The sequence below is a fragment of the Streptomyces sp. UF-297 genome (assembly GCF_058245575.1).
This window is the reverse complement of the sequence record NZ_JBSIBZ010000099.1, coordinates 1-19,764: the sequence shown is the minus strand read 5'-3', so window position 1 is coordinate 19,764 and position 19,764 is coordinate 1. Positions and strand designations below refer to the sequence as shown.

The window sequence follows — 19,764 nt, the reverse complement described above, 5'->3', positions numbered from 1 at the left end:
TGCTCCTACTGGATCTGCACCGCGTCCACCTTCCATGGCTCGGCCTTGCTGGTGCGGGTGAGGTGGACGAATGCGGCGGTGACGGTGGGCTCGCCGGTCCATCCGGCGTCGCCGTGGGGTGTGGTGGTGACGTTCCAGGTCCGGTAGGCGTCGGTCGCGGTGTCGCTGGGGGCGCCGGCGTCGTTGGCGGGGGACAGGGTGACTTTGGTGTACGCGTGGCGGGTGGCCCAGCGCTGCCACTCGGCGCCGGGTCCGGAGCGCGGGGGCGTGTCCTTGATGCCCTGGCCGTACTTGGCGGTGGTGTAGGGGATGGCGCGTACGGTCGCGTCGTGCTGGCTGACGTCGATGCGGGTATCCATGGTCCACATGGCCGTGAGGGCCGCCTCGCCGACCGCGTCGGGGTCCTGGCCGTTGACCTTCTTGGGGTCGGGGAGGCCTCCGCGCGGTGTGCCGGCGGCGCCGGAGGGCAGAGGGGAGGCCTCGGGCGGCTCGCCGGTGGACGGCGGCGTGCTGGGTGCCGCGGCGCGGGTGGGTGCGGCGTCGGAGGTCGCGGCGGGGTCGGTGGGCGTGGTGCCGCATCCGGCGAGCACTGCGGCCAGTACGGCGGCCGCGGCGGCTGTGGCCGTACGGCGGGGGAGTGGGGTCACCCGAACCTCCGGATCGTCTTCGGTTTGCTCTGGTAATACCCGTTGTTGATGTCAGAAATTTTGACCACGTCGCCGGGCTTTGGAGCGTGGACCATCTTTCCGGCGCCCATGTAAATTCCGATGTGGTCATAGTTGCCGGGCCCGTTGAGCGCGTAGGCGATGACATCGCCGGGTTTCATCTCGCTGGGGTCGATTTCCTTGCCTTTGGTGGCCTGCACCTGGGAGGTGCGGGGCAGCATGATTTTTCCGCCGCTGGCGTGGTAGACCGCGAATTGCACGAGGCTGGAGCAGTCGAATCCTCTGACGCCAGCGCCCTTGCCGAATCCGAGTCCGGGTCCTTCGATGGTGCCGCCTCCCCAGCTGTAGGGGGTGCCTTTCCAGCGGGTGGCCTCGGAGATGACGCGGCCGCCGAAGCCGCTGGCGTTGCCGTCGTCGGTGGCCAGCGTGTACTTGCTGGCCAGGGATAGGATTTTTTTGACGTAGCCCTGTGTCTCGGCGTAGGCGGGGATGCCTCCGGCCCGCTCGACGGCGCCTGTGCCTGCGTTGTAGGCGGCGAGGGTGAGGCTGAGCGGGTCGCCTTTGATTTTCCCGGACTTGAGTCGCTTTTGGATTCCCTTGGCCAGGTCGCAGTCGTACTTTCCCTGGGTCATGATCGCATCGCCGGGTGTGAAAACGTCGGCGATTCCGTCGGGCTTGTCGTCGCCGTTCTTGCTGGCGGCGTCCACCCCGACGACTTTCCAGGTGGACGGTATGAACTGTGAGATTCCCTGGGCGATGACGCGGCCGTTTGCGTCGTGGGATTCGGCTCGGGGGTTCCAGGCGCTTTCGGCCTCGATCTGGGCTGCGATGACAGGGCCGGTGATGAGCGGGCATATCTTCCCGGCTTTTTGAACCCATGTCAGGTATTCGGCGGGGATCTGCTTGCGGTCCAGCCCTGCGGCGCCGGCCACGGGCGGCTCCTTCTCCTCTCCTCCGAAGGAGAAGAGGAGGGAGAGCGGTACGGCGATGACCGCCACTCCGCCCAGGACTACGGCCTTCTTCCCGCTCACCGGGTGCCGCCTGCGGCGTTCTCGGCTCTGGCGGCCTCCCATGCCTGCAGGAGCTGCGGCTCGCTGACGGCCAGGGCCTTGGTCCAGCGGGCGGGTTCGGTCACGGGGGAGACCCCGGCGAGGACGAGCCGGGTGTGGCTGATGCTGTAGCCGACGCGTGCGGCGAGCTGGGCCACCGTCATTCCGGCGTGCCAGCGCAGTTCATGGAGCGTGCACGCGTCCCGGAGCGGGGCGAGCTCGGTCGTCTTGACCTCCAGGGCCTCGGCGAGCCATTTCAGCCGTTCTGGAGTCGGATTTGCGCCACCTGCGCTGTAGCTGCGGATGGCGGAATACGGGATGCCGGACGCGATAGAGATTTGCTCCAACGTGAACCCCTTTGAGCGGTATGCCCTTTTAAAGCGGTCTGCGTCCCAGGTGGCCAGAGTCATTCGCGTCACCGGGACATGGTGCCGGATCGATCTTGGTCCTGTTGTCATAAATCCATGGTAGTTGCGGTATGGCGGCGCTACAATGGCAGCCTTAAGTGAGTAGCTTTAGATTAGTCATCGATCGGAGGGGGGAGGGTGACCGTGAGCAACAGGCCCTGCATCGCGGCCAGTTGGCGCCCTGCCAGGGGCGCTGGCGTTTTCGCTGCTGCGCGGCCGGTTTGTCAGCGGGCGGAGGTATACCGGATACCCCATCCGTCCCAGTGCTCGAACCGCACACCATCTGTCCGGCATCTGTAGCTGTGTCACCCATCCCTCACTGTGCGCTATCTGAGCCGCGCGAGCCAGGAGTTTTCGATGAGCGAGCAATCCGTACCTGAGGAGCCGATGACCGCTGATGTTTTTCGGCGGACTCCGGCGTCCACGCAGCGCGTGACGCCTCGGCCGGTACCGGTGGATCCGCCGGCGAAGTCCTCCGCGGCCGCGCCGGCCGCGCCGCCCGCAGCGGAGTCGGCAGAGTCCCCTGCGCCGTCGATGGATGCGGGGCCTCCTGCTCCTGCTGTGGCGGACCAGCAGCCGCTCGGCCCGGTGCCGCCCGCGGTGGTGCCGTCTCGTGCTGCGGCCGCGCCCGATCCGATGCTGGGGGAGTCGCCCCCGCCGGGGCCTCCGGGGTATCCGCAGCAGCCCCCGCAGGTCTTCGCCGGGCTGGCGGCGGACCAGCAGCCGGCGCCGCAGGCCCGGCCGGAGCAGGCGGCCTACCCGGCCCCGCCGCAGGAGCCTTTGCCCTACCCGGCCCCGCAGCAGCAGGAGCCGGTCCCTGCGCCGTACTCCTTCGACAACTACCGGCAGAGCACACAGCAGGCCGTTCCGGCCTCGCCCGCGCAATGGGGCTGGCGGGGCAGGGTGCGGCGGTTGACGGGCGGGCTGATCAGTCCTGCGATGGGGCGTGCGGAAGCCGCACACCGGGCGGCGACCGAACAGGTCCAGGGGCACCTGCAGGGGCCGAAGACCGTGGTCATGATCAACCCCAAGGGAGGCGCGGGCACCACCACGGCAACGCTTATGGCCGCCCGCACCTTCGGCGTGCTGCGGGGCGGTTCGGTGATCGCGTGGGACAACAACGAGACTCGGGGGACGCTGGGCCAGCGGGGCCGGCCGGTGGGGCACTGGAACACGGCCCGCGAACTGCTCGACAACATCTATCTGTTCGCGGACTCCTCCACGGCCCGGATCGGGGACCTGGGCCTGTATGTGCGGGGGCAGGGCCCGGCCCATTTCGACCTGCTCGCCTCGGACGAGCGGCCGGAGGTCACGGGGCATATCGACCGCAATGAGGTCGGCGAGCTGCACCGGCTGTTCCAGCGCTTTTACAAGCTCATCCTGATCGACACGGGCAACAACATCCGGGCTGCCAATTTCCTGGCGGCCGTGCACTCGGCGGACCTGCTGGTGGTCACGGCCACTGTGCGCCGGGACACGGCCAATGCGGCGGTGTGGATGCTGGACGCCCTGGAGCGGGAGGCGACGGGGCTGGGCCTGCTCAAGCGGAAAACGGTGACGGTGCTCGCCGATCTGGCGCCCCATAACGACCCGGCACTCAAACGGGAGATGGACGCGCTTTTTAGCGCGCGAACTCGCGCGGTGCACTCGATCCCGTACGACCCGGCACTGGCGGATGGGGGAGTGGTGAATTACGACCGGCTCTCTCCCGCGACGCACAACGCGTGGCTGTTCGCCTGCGCGTCGATGGCGTCGATCCTCCAGGAACAGCAGTAACTCGATCTCGACGAAAGGGATTTACCTGCCATGATCCAGCACGTCACCACCCTCGCCGACAGTGTCTCGCTGGCTTTCAATCCTTTTGACGGGGTGAATCCGTCGTTCGGCCCGTTCAACGGCCTGCTGAAGAGCAAAATCGGCATGTTCATCGGCCTGGCCTGGGCCATCGGCTTTTGCTACACGGCCTACAACCTGATTGTGGCGGTGTCCACCCTGTCCCGGGCCCGTAAGGGCGGATACGGCGACTCCCTGGACGACGCCAAGACGGACACGCTCAAGGCTGCGGGGGCGACGGTCGCCCTGGCCGCGGTCGCTGTCATCTACGGAATTCTCGCCAGCATCGGCTAATGCGCTCGTCGGCCACGAACCAGGGGAGAGGTCATCGTGAACGTACGTATCGAGGATTACTCAGGCGGCGGCAAGCGGCCGCCGCGGCGCACACCGCAGCAGCGGACGGGCGGCCCGGCGCCCAAGGCTCCGAAAGTGCCCAAGGGCCCCCGGAAGCGCAAGGACAAGCTGATGCTGGGCGCGGTGGGCGGCGGCGTGCTGGCGCTGGTCCTGGCGCTCGTCGCCGTCCCGAACGCGGAAGACGAAAAGGCGGAGGGCTCCGGCAAAGGCGGCGGCTCTGCCTCGGCGTCACCGGCGCCGTCGGACGCGCCGGGCCTGTCGCGGGGGCATGCCACGGCCGCCGGCAAGCTGGGCACGCGCCGCATCGGCGGGGCGCCGCGGGGCTACCCGCACACCCAAGACGGCGCGGTGGAGGCGGCGGCCTCGGCTGCTGCCCAGTCGCTGAACATGTTCCGCATGTCCAAGGCGGACCGCGCCGCGTACCAGAACGACCTGTACGTGCAGGCGCCGCCGGCGGAGTTCGAGGAGCGGGGCGCCACCTGGCGGGCACAGAACAACGTCAACAACGACGGACAGCTGATCAACCCGGTGGACGGGTCACGGGAGACGCAGAAGCGCCTGACGACCCTGTGCCATCCGGAGCTGGGCGCGTACAAGGTGGAGACGGCCACGTCCGACGCGGTCACGGTCACCGTGTGGTACCCGTGCCTGAGCGGCACGATCGACCCGAAGGTCCCCGGCCCTCTGCAGACCCAATGGACCCTGGGACAGCTCAAGATGGCGTGGACCCGGGGCGACTGGCGCATTGCCTCGACCGGTTCGGGCTCGTACTCCTCGACGCCGTCTCCTGCCAACCCCGGCCAGCCGGTGACGAGCTATGCGGAGCGGGCCAAGCTGCTTGAGGCGCTGGGCGGCGGCTGGAACCTGTTCGCCGACGCGCGGGCGAGCACGCCCGCTGAGCTGAAAGAAGCAATGCGGTGAGGGCCCGCGCGGTGGGCGCCGTGATGCACGAGCGGGTGTTCCTGCGTGCTGCGGTGGCCCTGCAGCTGCGGCCGCGGCTCTCGGTCGCCCTGGTGGTGGGGCTGGTCCTGCTGACCGCCTGGGCCACCCCGGTACCGGCGCGGGCCGATGACGTGGACGACCTCAAGAAGGCCTGCGGCGGCGGCCTGGGCGGCTTCCTCTGCCGGGAGGTATTCGATTCGCCCGGGTTCAAGACGGCCAAGGGCGTTCACGACGTTGCCAGCGGCGCCCAGAAAGCAATCGATGCCCTCGACCCCCAGAACTTCCTGGACGAGTGGGCCAAGGGCCTAGTGGGTGCCGTCACGTACCTGCTGTCGTTCATTCAGGCGACGGCGGAAAAGATCGTGACTCCGGCCTATGACCAACCGTGGTGGATCAAGCAGTATTCGGTGTCGTTCGGCCTGGCGCTCCTCGTCCTGCCGTTCATGCTGATCATCATTGCCTCCAAGCTGGGCGGCAAGGACGGCCCGGTCTCCGGTGTGCAGCTGGTCCGGCAGGCCGGATGGCGGGTGGTGTTCGTGGTGCCGGCCATCGCTGCCACCCCTGCCGTGCTCTACACCGTGCAGCAGCTGGCGGTGCAGCTCATGAGCGCCTTTGCCACGGAGTCCACGAAGCAGGAGCACGGCGCGATCGGCGCCATGCTGAAGCTCTTCACCGACAAGGCGGGCAAATGGGGAGACTTCGGGGGGACCATCGTGGTCATCCTGATGTGCGTCTTCATCGTCCTGGCGGCGTTCATCCTGCTTCTGGAGCTGACGGCCAGCCAGTGGGGTCTGCTGCTGGCCGGGTTGATCGTGCCGCTGACGCTGGTCTCGGGGATCTACCCGCCGTGGGCCTCGGCGGCCAAGAGGATCGCGAAGGTCATCGGCGGCCTGATGTTCCTGCCGGTGCTGTGCTTCTTTTTCTTCTGGGTGGTCTGGTCCGCCTTCAACTCCGCGGTGAGCGGAAACCACGCCCAGAACTCCGGCTTCACGATGCTGCTCTTCCTCTTCGTGTCGCTGCTGATGATCAACGGGTTCCCGCTGGTGGCCTGGTGGCTGATGCGGCTGGCGACACCGGAGGCGGAGGGCATGGACCCGGAGGTACGGGGCCTGGTGCCCAACGCCACCTCCGGTGATGTGATCCCGCAGAGCCCAGAAAAGCAGGTCAATGGCCCACCCTCCGCCGGGGGCGAAGGCGGCGCCGGCGGTGAGGGCGGCGGCAGTGTCGTGTCCGGAGAGGACGAAGAGACGGACGGCGGCGCCGATTCCGGCGGCGGGGACGACAAAGGCCCCGACAGCGACGGACCCACCGGCCCGCATGAGGATGCGGCAGGCGGGGGCACTACCCCGGGCGGCGAAGGCCTCGGCGGCAGTGCCGTGCCCGGCGGCGGCGAAGGGGTCGCGGCCGGTGACAGCGCGGGCGCCGCGGCCGGCGGTGGCGAGGGCGCTGCAGCCGGTGCAGGCGGCGGATCGGCTGGTGCCGGAGCGGGCGCCGGAGCCGTTGCGGCGGGGATGGCCGTCAAGGAAGGCGCCGAGAAGGTGCACAACGACAACGAAGCGGCCGGTCAGCGTGCCATGAACGAGGGGGAGTGATGAGTCAGCAACGGACCTACGTGCTGGGCGGCGAGACCCGCAAACGCACGCTGTTCACGGGCGTCACCGGCCGTCAGCTCGCGGCGCTGGTGCTCTTCCTGTTCCTGTGGGTGCTGGCGCTGCTGGTCTCCAAGAGCCTGGTGGTGCTGGCCGTCGGGTTCGTGCTGCTGTTGGCCGGGATAGCGCTGGCCCGGCGCCGTACGGCGCTGGGGGAGTCCTGGCTCGGGAAAGTATCAACCCGGCTGGCCTTCTCCGCTGGCTCTACGGCCGCGCCGGAGTACGTACCCGGCGAGACGCTGCCGCGGGAGGTGGGCGACGTGCGCGTCCTGGCGTACGCGCCGCCCACCGCCCCGCAGGCACCGATGGCGATCATCCATCACCGCAACGAATCCCGGCGGAGCTGGGCCACGGGCCATCTGACGGCCACCTTCGAGATCCAGGGCACGGGCGATGGCATGCTGCCCGTACGGACGGTCAACACACAGGGGTTGATGTTCGAGCGGCTGCTGGGCGGCCTGGCCTCGGCGGAGATCCCGGTGGACCAGCTCGACATCGCCACGCGGATTCTGCCGGTGCATCCGGCCGCCTACCAGGAGCACATGGCGGGCCTGGTGGTCCCCTCGGCTCCGGCACGGCTGCGCAAATCCATGGACGAGCTGGCGAGCTACGCGGCCGGCAACGCGGAGGAGTACCGCAGCTTCTGCACCATCCGGATTCCCCTGCAGGCCCTGCAGGCCACCTCGATGAGCGGGGCCATGGACCTGGAGGAGGTGTGCGAGGAGACGTTCCAGGTCGTGGGCGAGGTGGTCCGCCGCGTGAGCGGGGCCGGCTACGGCCTGCGGGCTGTGCTCGGCCCGCGGCGCCTGGGCGCCCTGGTGCGGCACCTGCACGACCCGGATCACAGCATGGACGACCTGGACGGCATCGACGGCCTGAGCGACGGGTTCAACCGCCTGCGCTACCGGGGCCGGGACTGGGCCCGCATTGAGGGCACCGTCCGCGACTGGTACCACGCGATCGCACACCTGCCGCGGGACGCCTGGCCGGCCGATGCAGTCGGCGCGCGGTGGATGGAGCACCTGGTCACGCAGATCAGTCCCGCCACGATCCGCACGGTCGTCGCCCAGTTCCGGCTGGTGCCCAAGGTACGGGCCCGCGAAATCGCCAAGATCGGCCTGACCTACGACACGGCCACCAAGCGCAGTGCCGCCAAGAAACAGCAGGTGTCCACCGGCGTCACGGAAGCCTCGATGTCCGCCTCCCAGCGCACGCTGCGGGACCTGCTGCGGCCGGTGGTCGGCGGCGTCTACCCCTCGGTGCGGGTGATGGTGTCCGCACCGGAAGAGCGGCAGCTCGCCGCGGCGCGCAAGCTGGTCACCGGCGCCGCGGAAGACGGCGGGATCACACGCCTGGACTGGCAGACCTTCGAGCACCACAAGAGCCTGATCACCTGCCTGCCGATGGCCCGGGGAGTACGCGCGTGACCATTCCTGAACAGATCCGAGAGGAGTCGGACCCGGCCGCCACCGGCGGCGGGTCCGGCCGCCGCGCATGGGGCCGCAAGAAGCGCGGCCGCAACGTGCCAGCGCCGCCCGAAGCACCCGAGCCGACCGGCGAGGAGCAGGCGGGAGAGCCGGAGTTGGTGGACTGGCCGGCGACTCCGGCCCGGCCCCGCAACAAGCTCGCCCAGGCGATGCGCCGGTACGAGACTGCCAGCGAGACGATCTTTACGAGCACGCGGCAGGCGGGCGCGCTGTCCCCGGCGATCGTCAGCACCCATCCGCCGCTGGCCGGGCCGATCATGGGTATCGATGTGCAGACCGGCCAGCCGGTGAGCACCGACCCCCACGAGCTCTACCGGCAGCGCCGGATCACCTCCCCGAACGTGGTGATCCTCGGCGACATCTCGTCGGGCAAGTCGGCGCTGTCCAAGACGCAGTACGTGATCCGCCCGGTCTCCATGGGGCGGCAGGTCGCCGTCTTCGACCGCAAGGACCAGCAGGGGAGGGGGGAGTACGCGCGGGCTGCGGAGCTGTGCGGGGTACCCGTGATCCGCTTCGCGCGGACCGGCGGCACCTCGATCAACCTGCTGGATCCGCGGATTTCCCGGAGCTCGCTGGACGCGGAAGAAGACAGCCGCGTCGGGCAGGACCGGCTGCTGTTGATGGTGGCCGAGCATGCGCACGGGGCACTGAGCAGTACGGAGCATTTCGCGCTGCGGGCCGCCCATGCGACGGCGCTGGAGCGGGCGGAAGCAGCCGGCCGGGTCGCCACGATCCATGACGTGGTGGACGCGCTGTACGACCCGGGGGACAAGGCGATTCCGCGGCCGCATCTGCAGGCGGAGGGCATCGTGACGCGGGCTCGGGCCATCGAGTGGGGCCTGGAGCTGGCCATGGACCTGAGCCGCTTCATCGACGGTGATCTGTCGGGACTGCTGGACCGTGAGACGAGTGAGAGCCTGGATCTGACGGCGCCGCTGCTCGTGTTCGACACGAGCGCGCTCGCGGAGGAGTCGCCGGCCCTGGCGCTCGTCATGGCGCTGGTGGCGACGTTCCTGACGGCGGTGTGGGCCAAGACCCCCGGCCAGCGGATCATCGTTCTGGAGGAGGGTTACCACACGACCCGGCTGCACTCGCGCGGCTCGGTGGGGGTGGCGACGATCCTGCGGAGCTTGGCGAAACGGGGCCGCGGCATCGGCCTGTCCTTCGTCACCGTGCTCCACCACGTCTCGGATGTGCCGACCGGATCCGATGCCATGTCCCTGGTTCGGGAGGCGGATCTCGTGCACATCTACCGGCAGTCACGCAGTGACGATGCCCAGCAGGCAGTCGAGTTGTTCCGGCTCCCGCCGGAGACCTTCGACATGCTCGGCAACCTCGCCCAGGGCGTCCATGTGGTCCGGATCGGCAGCGAACCACCCCGCAAGGTGCAGCACATCCGTACCAAGTTGGAGGAGTGGATCACGGATACAGATGAAGCCATGACGGACCGGCAGGACCGGCAGGTCACGCTGGACAAGGGGGTCAGCGCGTGAACGGCACCTTCCTTCTCATCGTTGTAGCGATGGTGGCTATTGCCTGCCTGGCCGGATATCTGCGTGTCGCGCTGGGGTCCAAGACTCCCCGTGCGCAGATCCGCAGCGTGGACCCATCCGGCGGTTTCGCCACGGCCGAACAGGTCCGGGCCCGGCTCTCGGTGGAGTCGGTACGGCAGGCGGGAGAGCAGGTGCGGCCCTCGCTGCCCGCACAGCAGACGAAGAGCAGGGGACGAAAGGGGCTTGCCCGTGGCAGCCGTTGACTTGCACAATGCGGCGGCTGCGGAGCTGCTGCCGCCGGAAGAGTTCGGCTATTTCCTCGGCCGTCCGCTCAAGCCAGCACTGGACAACATGCCGCTCTACTCGCCCTATGACCAGTCGCTCCGCCTGGTCGGGCCGATGGGCAGCGGAAAGACTTTCCGGTTCCTCGCGCGGGTGATCCGGAATGCGCCCGGCGGCGCCCTGGTCGCCTCCAGCAAGCCGGATATTTACGAGCTGACGGCAGGCAAGCGCGCCAAGCGGGGCCCGCTGGTGACCCTCGACCCGCAAGGGGTGGTGCCGGGGCAGGAGCCTCTGCGCCGGTCGCTGGTGCACGGGGCCCAGGACACTCAGGTCGCGGAGATGCGGGCCAAAGCGATGGTCACCGCAGGCGGCTCGGGCAATAAAGCCGCTTCGGATGAGTCCGCGAACTTCTACAAGGGGCAGGCGTCGGACCTGCTGGCGTGCCTGCTGCACGCGGCCGCGCTGGACGGTGCGAGCCTGCGGGACGTGCTGCGGTGGTCTCGCCGACCGCAGGATTCCGCGCCCCGCTCGATCCTCGATCATCACCCGGGCGCCGGGCCGGGGTGGGCTGACATCCTCGTGGGGACCCTCTCCGGGGACGACCGCACGGTGGGCAACACTCTCTCCACCTTGGCTGGTGCCCTGTCCTGCTTCAAGCATCAGCAGATCATCGAGAATGTCGATATCGACGAAAGCAAGGCGACAGACATTGACAGTCTGATCGAGGCAGGCGGGACAATCTATCTGCTCGGCAAGGACAATCCCTACTCCTCGGTGTCTCCCTTGGTGACGGCGATCGCGGAGGACATCCTCGACCGTGCTGAGCAGCTGGCCTATCTGACGCGCCATCGGCGCCTGGACCCGCCGTTTCTGTGTGCGCTGGATGAGGTGGCCAATACCCCGCTGCCGTCGCTGCGTCAGCGGGTCGCGGACGGCCGTGGCCGCGGCCTGTCGGTTATCTACGCGCTGCAGGCATGGGCATCGGCCGTCGCGAAATTCGGGCGACACGATGCGGCGGAGCTGGCTGGCTATACGAATAATGTGCTCGTGTTCGGCGGAGTCAAGGAACCGGATTTTCTCCACGACATGGAAAAACTGTGCGGCAAGCGCCGCGTGCTCAAGGTCAGCACGAGCTCCGGCCGGTCACGCCACGAGCGCGGCTCACAGTCCTCACAGCCAGACTGGGAATCCACCATGCAGGACTGGCAGATCCAGCGGCTCGACAAAGAGAAGGGGGAGGCGCTGCTGCTGGCCGGCGACCTGCCGCCGGTCATCACGCAGCTGCCGAAACTGTCGGAGGATGCCGAATGGCCGCAGATTCAGCAGGAGGTCGCCGACATCCGGCGGCAGGCGAACGCAGCGGCAGAGCGCATGTCGGCGGAGCGTCGCGCCTGGGTCGTCCGTAACGCGGCGGCGTGGGAAGACGAGCGTGCCACCGGCCCGGCGTCGGTGCGGATGGACAAGGAAGAGGGGGAGCGCTGATGCCGGACCGTGTGATGCCGTGGCCGCCGACTCCGGACGTGGTCAAGCGACAGCTGGAGCTGATCCGACTGGAGGGAGCTGACGACGATGAGGCGGAGGGCCTGGTCCAGCCGGAGCCGGATGTGGACCCGGAAACCGGCGAGATTCTGGAACTCCGCATCCGGCCGTGGGACCTGGCGAGGCTGCACGGCGAGCTGGAAAGTGAGGTCTGGCGCTGGCTCGATGACGTGGTGCTGTGGCTCAACCACACCTACGGCTGGCAGGACGAACAAGTCATTCCGGCGTGCTGGCCACTGCATGAGGGACTGGCCTACGACCTGGCCGCGCTGGCCTTCGGCCGGCTCGACACGTACGCCACGGATACGGCGGCTTTCGTGTCGCGCTGGCACTCGGAGTGGGAGGACTTCCAGCGTCGTATGCGGGCGGGGCTGGGGGAGACCGGCGGGCGTGAGTGCCGTCGCGGTGTCCACAGCCGACCCGGTCAGTACTCGGTGGATGCCACGCTGAAGGAGATCAACCGCGGTCGGCGAAAGGCAGATGCCGCGTCGGGATAGCCGCGCGTGCGTCTCGTGCGCTGTGCTGGGGCCGCCGGATCCGGCGGCCCCAGCGTTGTTCAGCGGCCGGGACTGCTGGCGTCGGCGCGGGGTGGTGGGCGGCGTCCGGGCGTGGAGGAGGCGGATTCCGGCCCACCGTAGGCCCTATCGAGGCGGCGGGCCGTCTCGCTCGCTGCAGTGGGACGGGCGGGCCGTGCGGCGGTGTCCGGGCCCGCGGGGGCCGGGCGGTTGTCGGCGGCGGGGGCCGGTTCGGGCTGCGGGGTTGGGCCGGGGTCGCGGGGCGTTGTCCGCTCCACGATGACCGGCTGTGCGGGTCGGGGGACGAGACTGGGCAGTTGCCCGGGGTGCTGGGCCTGGTGCGCTGTGCGCCCGTGCTCCTCGGCCTGCCGGGCGTCCTGCGGCAGGATGGTCCTGCGGTCGAGCTCGGCGACTGCTCCGGCGCGCAAGGCCTGGAGGTCGTCGGCGTGCTGCCCCAGGCGGCCGGCGGACATGCCTGCGGCCCACCGGTCGTGGTTGAGCACCGTGCGGACCTGCTCGATGTGCTGGGGTGAGGCTCCGCCCTCCCGCAGGGCCGTCAGATGCCGTTCGTCGGCGCCGCTTTGGTGCTGCTCGGCAAGCAGACTGGCTTTGATCTGGGCGGCCTCGGCCTGCAGTACGGCCTGTTCGCGGGCCACAGCGAGATGCTCCAGCTGCTCGGCGAGCTGGGGCCCGGTGAGTACGGCCACGGGAGCGGCGACGGGGATGGCGCGCTGGTCGATCTGGTCGAGAAGGGGCCGCCATTCCGGCGTGGTCGTGGCGCGCAGCTGTCCTTGTTTCTGCAGGAACTCGGCGGTTTCCTGGGCTGTCCAGGGACGGTTGCGGTCGGCCTCGATGGCCTGGCGGGTGCTGACGTTCAGTCGCCAGGTGCCGTCCGGGGCGCGCTCGTTGGTGTGCACGAGGGTGCCGTCACGGCGGCCGACGTGGACGGCGTCGGTCACGCGGTCCCGGTCGATCATGTCGGCGGTGTCCAGCACGCCGCGGTAGGCGATGTCGTGCCATTCGGGCAGCACCCACCGGCCGTAGGCGTTGGTCTGCGGGCTGCGGTTGGCGTGGTAGCGGCTCACCATGCCTTGGAGGCTCTGGGCCTCGTGGGTGGCGACGACCACCGCTTCGTTGCGGTAGCCGGCCCGGCTGAATTCCTGCATCCGGGCTCTGGCCCATGCGGGCCCGGCCAGCGGGGCGCTGACCACGAGATCGATGCGGCGGGCCCGCAGCAGCCGCGCGGCCCGTGTCCACCAGCGGCCTTTCAGGTCTTCGCTGGCCAGGTAGGCCGCGCTGAGGTCGTTGCGGCGCTGGAGTTCCTGGTAGTGCGGGTGCTGGGCGACGAGGTCGTCCCCGTCCAGGGGGTAGGCGTCCTGGCGGCCGAGCCGGTGCAGTACGGCGCGTTGCACGCTGGATTTGCCGGCGCCGGGCTGTCCTCCGACCCACACGGCCAGGGGATCGGGGCGGGTGGTGCCGGTCAGGGTCGGGCGGATGCGCTCGTTAAACAGCTGGGCGTTCTCGTGGTCGGACAGTCCGGGCGGGTACGGCTGTCCCTCGTTCACGCGTCGCTCCGCAGTCGCTGGAGGAGAGCGGGGTATTCGTCGCGGATGCGCCGGATCTCCGTGCGGTCGGTGACGGTCAGGGCCCGCCGTTCCTCCACATGGCGCCGCTGCTGGGCCAGGATCCGCGGGTGGTCCTCCTCGTTGGCGGTGTTCAGGAGGGCGCTGTAGGCGGCGATCACCGCGTTGATGAGGTCGTGTGCGGCCTCGTAGTCGGCGCTGTCCTGGAGGGTCCACGTCCCGACCTGCGTTAACCCGGCCAGTCCGCGCTCGCGTGCTGTTCTGTCCACAGTTCTCCCTTCAAGTCGCTTTGTCGTTTGCCCATTTCACCGGTTCCACGGGGCAGCTGTCAGGCAATATTGCGAGCGTTCCCACAGTACGGAGGTACCGAGATGGGTGATCAGCAGCGTCCGCTGACCGGCTGGACCAAGAGCTCGTACAGCCTGAATGAAGATTCTTACTGTGTGGAGACCGCGGGCTTTCCCGGCCTGAGTGTCGGGGTGCGCGACTCCAAGCGTCCCGACGGGCCGGTGGTGCGGTTCTCCGGCCCGGCGTGGGCGGGGTTCATCGCCTGGACCGCCAATGGCGCGTTCGCCGGCTGACGCGGATGCGGCCCGCGCGGCGGGTTGCCGTGCGGGCCGGGCCTCGTCAGATCCGGGGTCCCCGGGGCCGCTGGGGCGGCGGTGGGGGCGGGCGGCGGTGGGGGCGGGCGGGCCCGGTCTTCTTGCCGGTGCGCGGGTCCGTGTCGCGGTCGTAGGCGGCGTCCAGGCGGTCGGCGGCGCGGCGGATGCGCTCCTGGGATGCGGCCCGCAGACGCTCTCCGTGTTCCCTGAGCCGGTCGGCGTGCTCGCGCAGTGCATTGCGGTCCGGGGCGGCCGGCGGGGCCTTGGGGGCGGGCGGCTTGGGGCGCTTGGCCTGGTCCAGGCTCTCCGGGCCGGTGCGGTCGGTGTAGGCGTTCTGGAGCCGCTGCTCGGCTCCCGTTCGTGCGGTTCGTGCGGCCGGATCCTCGGGCCGACGGCGGGGCTTGGCCTCGACGGGGGACGGGTGGGTAGCCGGCGCGGTGCGGTGCAGTCCGGCGGCATCACTCTGGTTGGCGTAGGCGCGCTGGAGCCGTGACTCGACGCTGCGGGAGCGCTGGGTGGCGCGCTCGTTGACCTCGCGGGTCCGCTCCTCGGGGGCCATGACGGCCCGGAGACGGGACTCGGCCCGCAAGGCGGTTGCGTGGTTGCGCAGCTGTTCGGGAACGCTGGCGCGGTGGTGCTTGTGGCCCTTGTCGGCGGCCGCGGCCTGGTGGGCCTCCTCGATCCGGGCGGCCTCCTCTACGGCGCGGGCGGCGATGCTGACGAGCTCGGCGTCCGTCAGGTCGCCGTGCGGGCGCTGGGTCCAGGTCAGCCTGTCGGGGCCGGCTTCGGGCTGCGGCGGTGTATCCGGTCCGTCGTCGCGTCGTACGGCGCGGCGGGCGATCTGCCGTCGGGCCTCTGCGGCCTGGCGCGCGTCCTCGCGTGCCTTGATCGCGCCGGGTGCGGTCCGCTCGACCTGGGCTCGGGCATTGTCGGCGGCTCGCTGTGCCTGCAGTGCCTCCATCTGGGCCCGGGTGGCCTCGTGTTGCAGCTGGATGAGGCGGGCCGGGTCGCGGTCTGCGTAGTCGGCTGTTGCGTCGTGGTCGCGGGCGGCCGCGGCGCGGTTGGCGGCGTCCTCGGCGGCCTGGACGGCGGCGGTGCGGTCAAGGTCGGCGCGGTGGTAGGTCGCGAGTGCGGCCGCGGCCGTGTCGGCGGCCTGGGCTGCGGCCTCTCCTCGGGCGATGAGCCGGTGCAGGGTGTCGGTGTCCGCCTGGGCGAGGTTGGGATGCTGGCGTACGAGCCGGTAGGTGGCCACGGCCTCGCGTGCGGTGTCGTGGTCCTGGGCCTGTACGGGGTCGGCGGGGCGGGTGCCGATGGCGGCAGACTCGCTGCCGTACTCCCACAGTCGGCGGTAGGTCTCGATTGCCACTGCGGCCGTGACCCATGCGGCACGGGCGGGGTCGTCGGCGCGGGGCGGGGCGCCGATCGCGTCCATCCACGACGCGCCGGAGCGGGCGGCAGCGTCGGCGGCCGCGGCTGCTTCGGCCTCGTCGGGGAGGGGCTGGGCGGCTCGCCACAGTCCGCGCTGCAGCGGCTCGTCAGCAGTAGGGGCGGGGCCGGTGGCGTCGCTGCCGGTGTAGTCGGCAAGGTCGCGGTAGGCGGCTGCGGCCTGGATGCGGTCGTGCCATGCGACCGCGTCGGCGAGTTCGTCGGGCTCGGGCCCGTACGACACGGCCCATCCCTCGCCGGCGGCCGCGGCTGCCTTCGCGGTGTCTGCGAGGTGCGTGGCCCGGTTCTGGATCTGGCTAGCTAGGGCCCACACAAATGCATGCCGCTCGGCGTCTTCGGCCTGCTCGGGAATAGCAGGCAGGCGCAACCCCAGCGCGGTGAGCACGTCGTCCCCGACCGCACCCGGGTCCTCTTCAAAGGTCGGGGCAGTGGCCGGGCGGTCGGCATCGGCAGGCCTGCGGAAGCGGTCGGCGCCGCCTCTTTCGAGAAGATCGCGGTTGCGAGCGTGCAGGATGGCGGCGTAATCGTCAATGTCGCCATCCCACTCGCGCGTCGCGTCAGCGGCGATGACGAGCGCGTCGGTGTCGAGTCCCTCGTCGGCGAGCTTGAGGAGCTGGGCCCGCAGGGCGGGCCATGCGGGCGCGCTGACGATCGCCTCGCCCACGTGGGGGAGGAGCCGGAGGATCGCCTCCTGGGCCTCACTGTCTGCGATGTCGTCAAGGGCATAGCGCAGGGCCGGGACGTGCGTGCGGATGGCCTCGGCCTCGTCCCACAACTGCCGCTGGCGGGCCGTTGCGGACAGCTGTGTGCCATCGCGGGCAACGATAGAGGCCCACACCTGACGGCCCGTTTTGACGATGCCGGGCTCGCCAGTCTCCGGGTCGGACTGCGGTTCCGTCGCGATGTAGCCGTGATTGGTGTAGGCCCCGCGGGTCATCTCCGGGTAGGCGGCGTTCGCGTCCATGCCCTCGGTGAACAGGCCGTGCCCGGTGTGCACACTGGCGCCCTGGGCGCGGTCCTTGGTGATCGCGTATCCCAGCTCAACACCTCCGCCTCCCACGTAGTCCAGGGGGAGCCACAGGCGGCCGCCGGTCATCGCGTGTGCGACCAGCAGTGCACCGTGATCGACGCGTTCGACGGTCCAGATATCGCCGTTGCGTACGAACTGGCGGGTGTCCTCACAGGTGAGATCGCGCCGGTTCACCCGTGTCACGATCTGATCGCCAGCGCCCACCACATTGCCGTCCTGCAGGACAACGGTGCGGTGTTCATCGACGATGCCTACAGCCACACGGTCCGTGCGGGCCCATGCCGAAAGCTGTGCGGCCAGGGCATTGGTCGGGGCGATGAGAATGGAGCTCAGGCCGTCGGCCATGTCGCGCTGCCATGCGCTGTAGGCGGCCTGCATCATCTCGTCCAGGCTGCCGGCGTGGAGGCGGCCGCGGCGGGCGTAGGCCTCCCACGATGCCTCGGCGTCGCCGTCGGCGATGGCCTGGGCGGCGTCGATTTCCCATTGCCGTAGCTTGCCGTTGGCGCTGCGGAAGCGCCGGACTTCGTTGAGGTGGACGGCGTTGCCGTCGGTCTCGATGTGGGCCAGGGCGCCACCGACTCCGGCGGAGCCCAGCTGTCGGGGGTCGCCGGTGGGAAGCAGGCGGCCGCCTGCGGTCTCGACCTGCTGTAGGAGTTGGTGCAGGTCCGGGGTGCTGGCCTGCCCAGCCTCGTCCACGATAACGATCGTGTCGGGGGCGAGGGTCCAGCGGGGCTGTCCGGCACCGTAGCGGGTGGACATGGTGAGCCAGCGGGCGATGTTTTCGGCACGGATCCCGGCGGCGTCGGCGAGCTGGTCGGCCTGGAGCTGGCCTCCAGCAAGTCCGAGAACCTCGATGCCATGGGCGTCGGCTACCTCCTTCACCAGCCGCATGATCGTGGTCTTGCCGGTGCCGGCGCGTCCGATGATGCCGAGTCCCCGGGTGTCCCCGGTGAATACCGCATGCACGACGGAGCGTTGCTCGTCGGTGGGGGCAAAGCCGCGCTCAGCGTCACCGGCGGCGAGGGCTGTATCCACCTGATCGGCGGTGAGCTGGCGGACCGTGGTAGGCCGGAGGGTGGCCTCTTTGATCTCGTTTTCCCACTGCTTGATGCGGTGGGAGGTGAAGCGAGAGTTGCCTACCTGCACGAAGATTGATGACCCGTCCAGGCGCCGGTACTGGCTGGGCGCGGTGACGATTTCGGGCGGGCTGATGAGCTCGCAGTGAGTCGGATGCAGTACATAGTCCGTGATGGACGTGACGAGCTGATCGAAGCCGTCACCGGCCTGGATGTGCCATCCGGAGGCGGTGAGCTGACGGTAGGCCTCGGCCTCGGCGTTGGCGCGGGTCCATGACTCGCGGTGCTCCTCAAGCTCCGACAGAACCTTTGCGGCTACCTCGTTCAGGGGTGACAGCTCGCCCTGCAGACTGGCTGCTGCCGCTCGGCTCTCCGTCTGCGCGTGCTTGACCAGGAGACCAGGGAGGCGGTATCCCGCCCGCCATGCCTGGCGGCGCCAGCGTCGGCGCTCGGCTCCGATGCTCTGGTGTTTCTGCTTGTCTGGCCGCCCCATCAAGGCTGCAGCCTGGGCAAGGGCATAGCTTTCGGCCCGGGTGGGCTTGCGGCCTTCGCGGGCGATGAACTCTGCGGCGAGCTTGCGGAGGGCCTTCTCCGTCTGCTGGCGCCGCTGAGAGAACAGGTGGACCATCGGCACGTCCACCCCGAGAAACTCGCGGATTGGCCGCTTGTCGGGGCGGATGCTGTCCTCACGCGGGGCCGCCAGGATGCCGAGATTCTTGACCATCTGGCGTTCCAGCTCGGTCTGGTACTGCTCACTGAACGCCACCGTCATCCGCATGAGAGGACGGGCGTCCAGCGCCAGCCACCGGCCGTCAGCTGTCTTGACCTTCGCGGAGATCGCCACGTGGCGGTGAAAGTCCGGGTCGCCGGCCCGGCTGCTGCGATGGATGAATGATGCTGCCAGGAAGCCACTGGCCTCGACCTGGGCTCCGCCACCGGGGCCGGTCCGGGTCCAGCACACCTCACGCTCCATGCGCGCAAAGACAGTTTCGAAAGCCTCCTGTTCCACCTCTTCGAGGCGGGCACGCATCTCGGTACTGGACAGTCCCCACAGAACAGAGAAGCTCTTAGTGGGAGACCATGCCATCTCCCAGAAGGACCGGGCTGTCTGGTTTCCGGCTCGCTGGGCCTGCCTCTCCAGCTCCTCCCTGCGGGCCTCGGTGGCCTCCGGCTCGGCGGCAAGGAGTTGTTCTAACCGCTCTTCAGCGGTGGGATAGGTGGGCCAGGCTCGGCCGAGCGGCTGACCAGTCGTCGGGTCCACTCCGTCCTTGAACACCGCATCGGCAGCGTCCTGGGTGACCTGTTGGTCTGCCAGGCCCATCGCGGTCGCCTGGGCCCCGAGCCAAACGCCTGGAGTGTCACCCCCGGTTGACCAGTAGGCGGCGAGGTTGCGCCCTTTGATCTCTCGGTCTCCGGAGGCGACCGTCTTCATCAGGTAGTCGATGCCGCTGCCAGCCGAACCTGCATGCAGGCTGATCATCCCGCATCACCGTGCCCAGAATCCGGGCAAGCGTGGGCGCCTGCGCGGGAGTTTGGGGCGGAGATCATGCGGGCAATCGTACGCCTTTTTCATGATCGTTTGCGGAGTGCAAGAGGTGTGCTGTGTTTTTGAGCTCCATAGGAGCGTCATCAGCGTGTACTTGGCTGATGACGCTCCTATGGAGCTCCTTGCCCTTGCTGCCGCTTCGCGGCTGCTAGGGCTGTTCATCCATGCTTCGCTGGATGAACTCGGCTGTCGAGCTGTGCTCGACATGCTCACGCTTGCGTGAGCTGGACGCCCTTTGGGGCGTCCGTGCGTGTGCCGCGTAAGCG

General features: G+C 69.4%; 16 protein-coding genes. 10 read left to right on the top strand and 6 right to left on the bottom strand.

Annotated elements, in window-relative coordinates; translation table 11 throughout:
* Positions 1-5 precede the first annotated feature (5 nt).
* Genes AC4IJH_RS37045 through AC4IJH_RS37035 form a run of 3 tightly spaced genes read right to left on the bottom strand, consistent with a single transcriptional unit; the run spans position 6 to position 2,124 of the window.
* Complete coding sequence (locus AC4IJH_RS37045; protein WP_490856385.1) at positions 6-647, bottom strand: hypothetical protein; 642 nt, start codon at positions 645-647, stop codon at positions 6-8.
* Entirely contained in the window at positions 644-1,696 is a 1,053-nt protein-coding gene (locus AC4IJH_RS37040) for a C40 family peptidase (protein ID WP_490856384.1), read from the bottom strand. The genes AC4IJH_RS37045 and AC4IJH_RS37040 overlap by 4 nt, the downstream gene beginning before the upstream one ends.
* Entirely contained in the window at positions 1,693-2,124 is a 432-nt protein-coding gene (locus tag AC4IJH_RS37035; RefSeq protein WP_490856383.1) for a helix-turn-helix domain-containing protein, read from the bottom strand. Before AC4IJH_RS37035 ends, AC4IJH_RS37040 begins: the two co-directional genes overlap by 4 nt.
* Before the next feature lie 558 nt (positions 2,125-2,682).
* Here AC4IJH_RS37035 and AC4IJH_RS37030 point away from each other — a divergent pair.
* The 9 genes from AC4IJH_RS37030 to AC4IJH_RS36990 are packed head-to-tail and all read left to right on the top strand — an operon-like array spanning position 2,683 to position 12,197.
* Positions 2,683-3,897, top strand: coding sequence for a MinD/ParA family ATP-binding protein (locus tag AC4IJH_RS37030; protein WP_490856382.1), 1,215 nt, complete (start codon positions 2,683-2,685; stop codon positions 3,895-3,897).
* Between the two features lie 30 nt (positions 3,898-3,927).
* Complete coding sequence (locus AC4IJH_RS37025; protein WP_490856381.1) at positions 3,928-4,248, top strand: hypothetical protein; 321 nt, start codon at positions 3,928-3,930, stop codon at positions 4,246-4,248.
* A gap of 36 nt (positions 4,249-4,284) precedes the next feature.
* Complete coding sequence (locus AC4IJH_RS37020; RefSeq protein ID WP_490856380.1) at positions 4,285-5,229, top strand: hypothetical protein; 945 nt, start codon at positions 4,285-4,287, stop codon at positions 5,227-5,229.
* Positions 5,226-6,842, top strand: a complete 1,617-nt coding sequence (locus tag AC4IJH_RS37015; RefSeq protein ID WP_490856379.1) for a hypothetical protein — start codon at positions 5,226-5,228, stop codon at positions 6,840-6,842. The genes AC4IJH_RS37020 and AC4IJH_RS37015 overlap by 4 nt, the downstream gene beginning before the upstream one ends.
* Complete coding sequence (locus AC4IJH_RS37010; protein WP_490856378.1) at positions 6,842-8,326, top strand: SCO6880 family protein; 1,485 nt, start codon at positions 6,842-6,844, stop codon at positions 8,324-8,326. Before AC4IJH_RS37015 ends, AC4IJH_RS37010 begins: the two co-directional genes overlap by 1 nt.
* Entirely contained in the window at positions 8,323-9,879 is a 1,557-nt protein-coding gene (locus AC4IJH_RS37005; RefSeq protein ID WP_490856377.1) for a hypothetical protein, read from the top strand. The genes AC4IJH_RS37010 and AC4IJH_RS37005 overlap by 4 nt, the downstream gene beginning before the upstream one ends.
* Positions 9,876-10,142, top strand: coding sequence for a hypothetical protein (locus AC4IJH_RS37000; protein WP_490856376.1), 267 nt, complete (start codon positions 9,876-9,878; stop codon positions 10,140-10,142). Before AC4IJH_RS37005 ends, AC4IJH_RS37000 begins: the two co-directional genes overlap by 4 nt.
* Complete coding sequence (locus tag AC4IJH_RS36995) at positions 10,129-11,643, top strand: type IV secretory system conjugative DNA transfer family protein (RefSeq protein WP_490856375.1); 1,515 nt, start codon at positions 10,129-10,131, stop codon at positions 11,641-11,643. Before AC4IJH_RS37000 ends, AC4IJH_RS36995 begins: the two co-directional genes overlap by 14 nt.
* Positions 11,643-12,197 (top strand): hypothetical protein, encoded by a 555-nt coding sequence (locus AC4IJH_RS36990; protein ID WP_490856374.1) that lies wholly within the window; start codon positions 11,643-11,645, stop codon positions 12,195-12,197. The genes AC4IJH_RS36995 and AC4IJH_RS36990 overlap by 1 nt, the downstream gene beginning before the upstream one ends.
* Before the next feature lie 59 nt (positions 12,198-12,256).
* Here AC4IJH_RS36990 and AC4IJH_RS36985 read toward each other — a convergent pair whose 3' ends face one another.
* Positions 12,257-13,780: a zeta toxin family protein gene (locus AC4IJH_RS36985; RefSeq protein WP_490856373.1), complete on the bottom strand. Its 1,524-nt coding sequence runs from the start codon at positions 13,778-13,780 to the stop codon at positions 12,257-12,259.
* Complete coding sequence (locus AC4IJH_RS36980; protein WP_490856372.1) at positions 13,777-14,067, bottom strand: hypothetical protein; 291 nt, start codon at positions 14,065-14,067, stop codon at positions 13,777-13,779. Before AC4IJH_RS36980 ends, AC4IJH_RS36985 begins: the two co-directional genes overlap by 4 nt.
* A 102-nt stretch (positions 14,068-14,169) precedes the next feature.
* Between AC4IJH_RS36980 and AC4IJH_RS36975 the strand changes: the two genes are divergently transcribed.
* Positions 14,170-14,379 (top strand): DUF397 domain-containing protein, encoded by a 210-nt coding sequence (locus tag AC4IJH_RS36975; protein ID WP_490856371.1) that lies wholly within the window; start codon positions 14,170-14,172, stop codon positions 14,377-14,379.
* A 46-nt stretch (positions 14,380-14,425) separates the two neighbouring features.
* Here AC4IJH_RS36975 and mobF read toward each other — a convergent pair whose 3' ends face one another.
* Positions 14,426-19,432: a MobF family relaxase gene (gene mobF, locus AC4IJH_RS36970; protein ID WP_490856370.1), complete on the bottom strand. Its 5,007-nt coding sequence runs from the start codon at positions 19,430-19,432 to the stop codon at positions 14,426-14,428.
* Positions 19,433-19,764 lie beyond the last annotated feature (332 nt).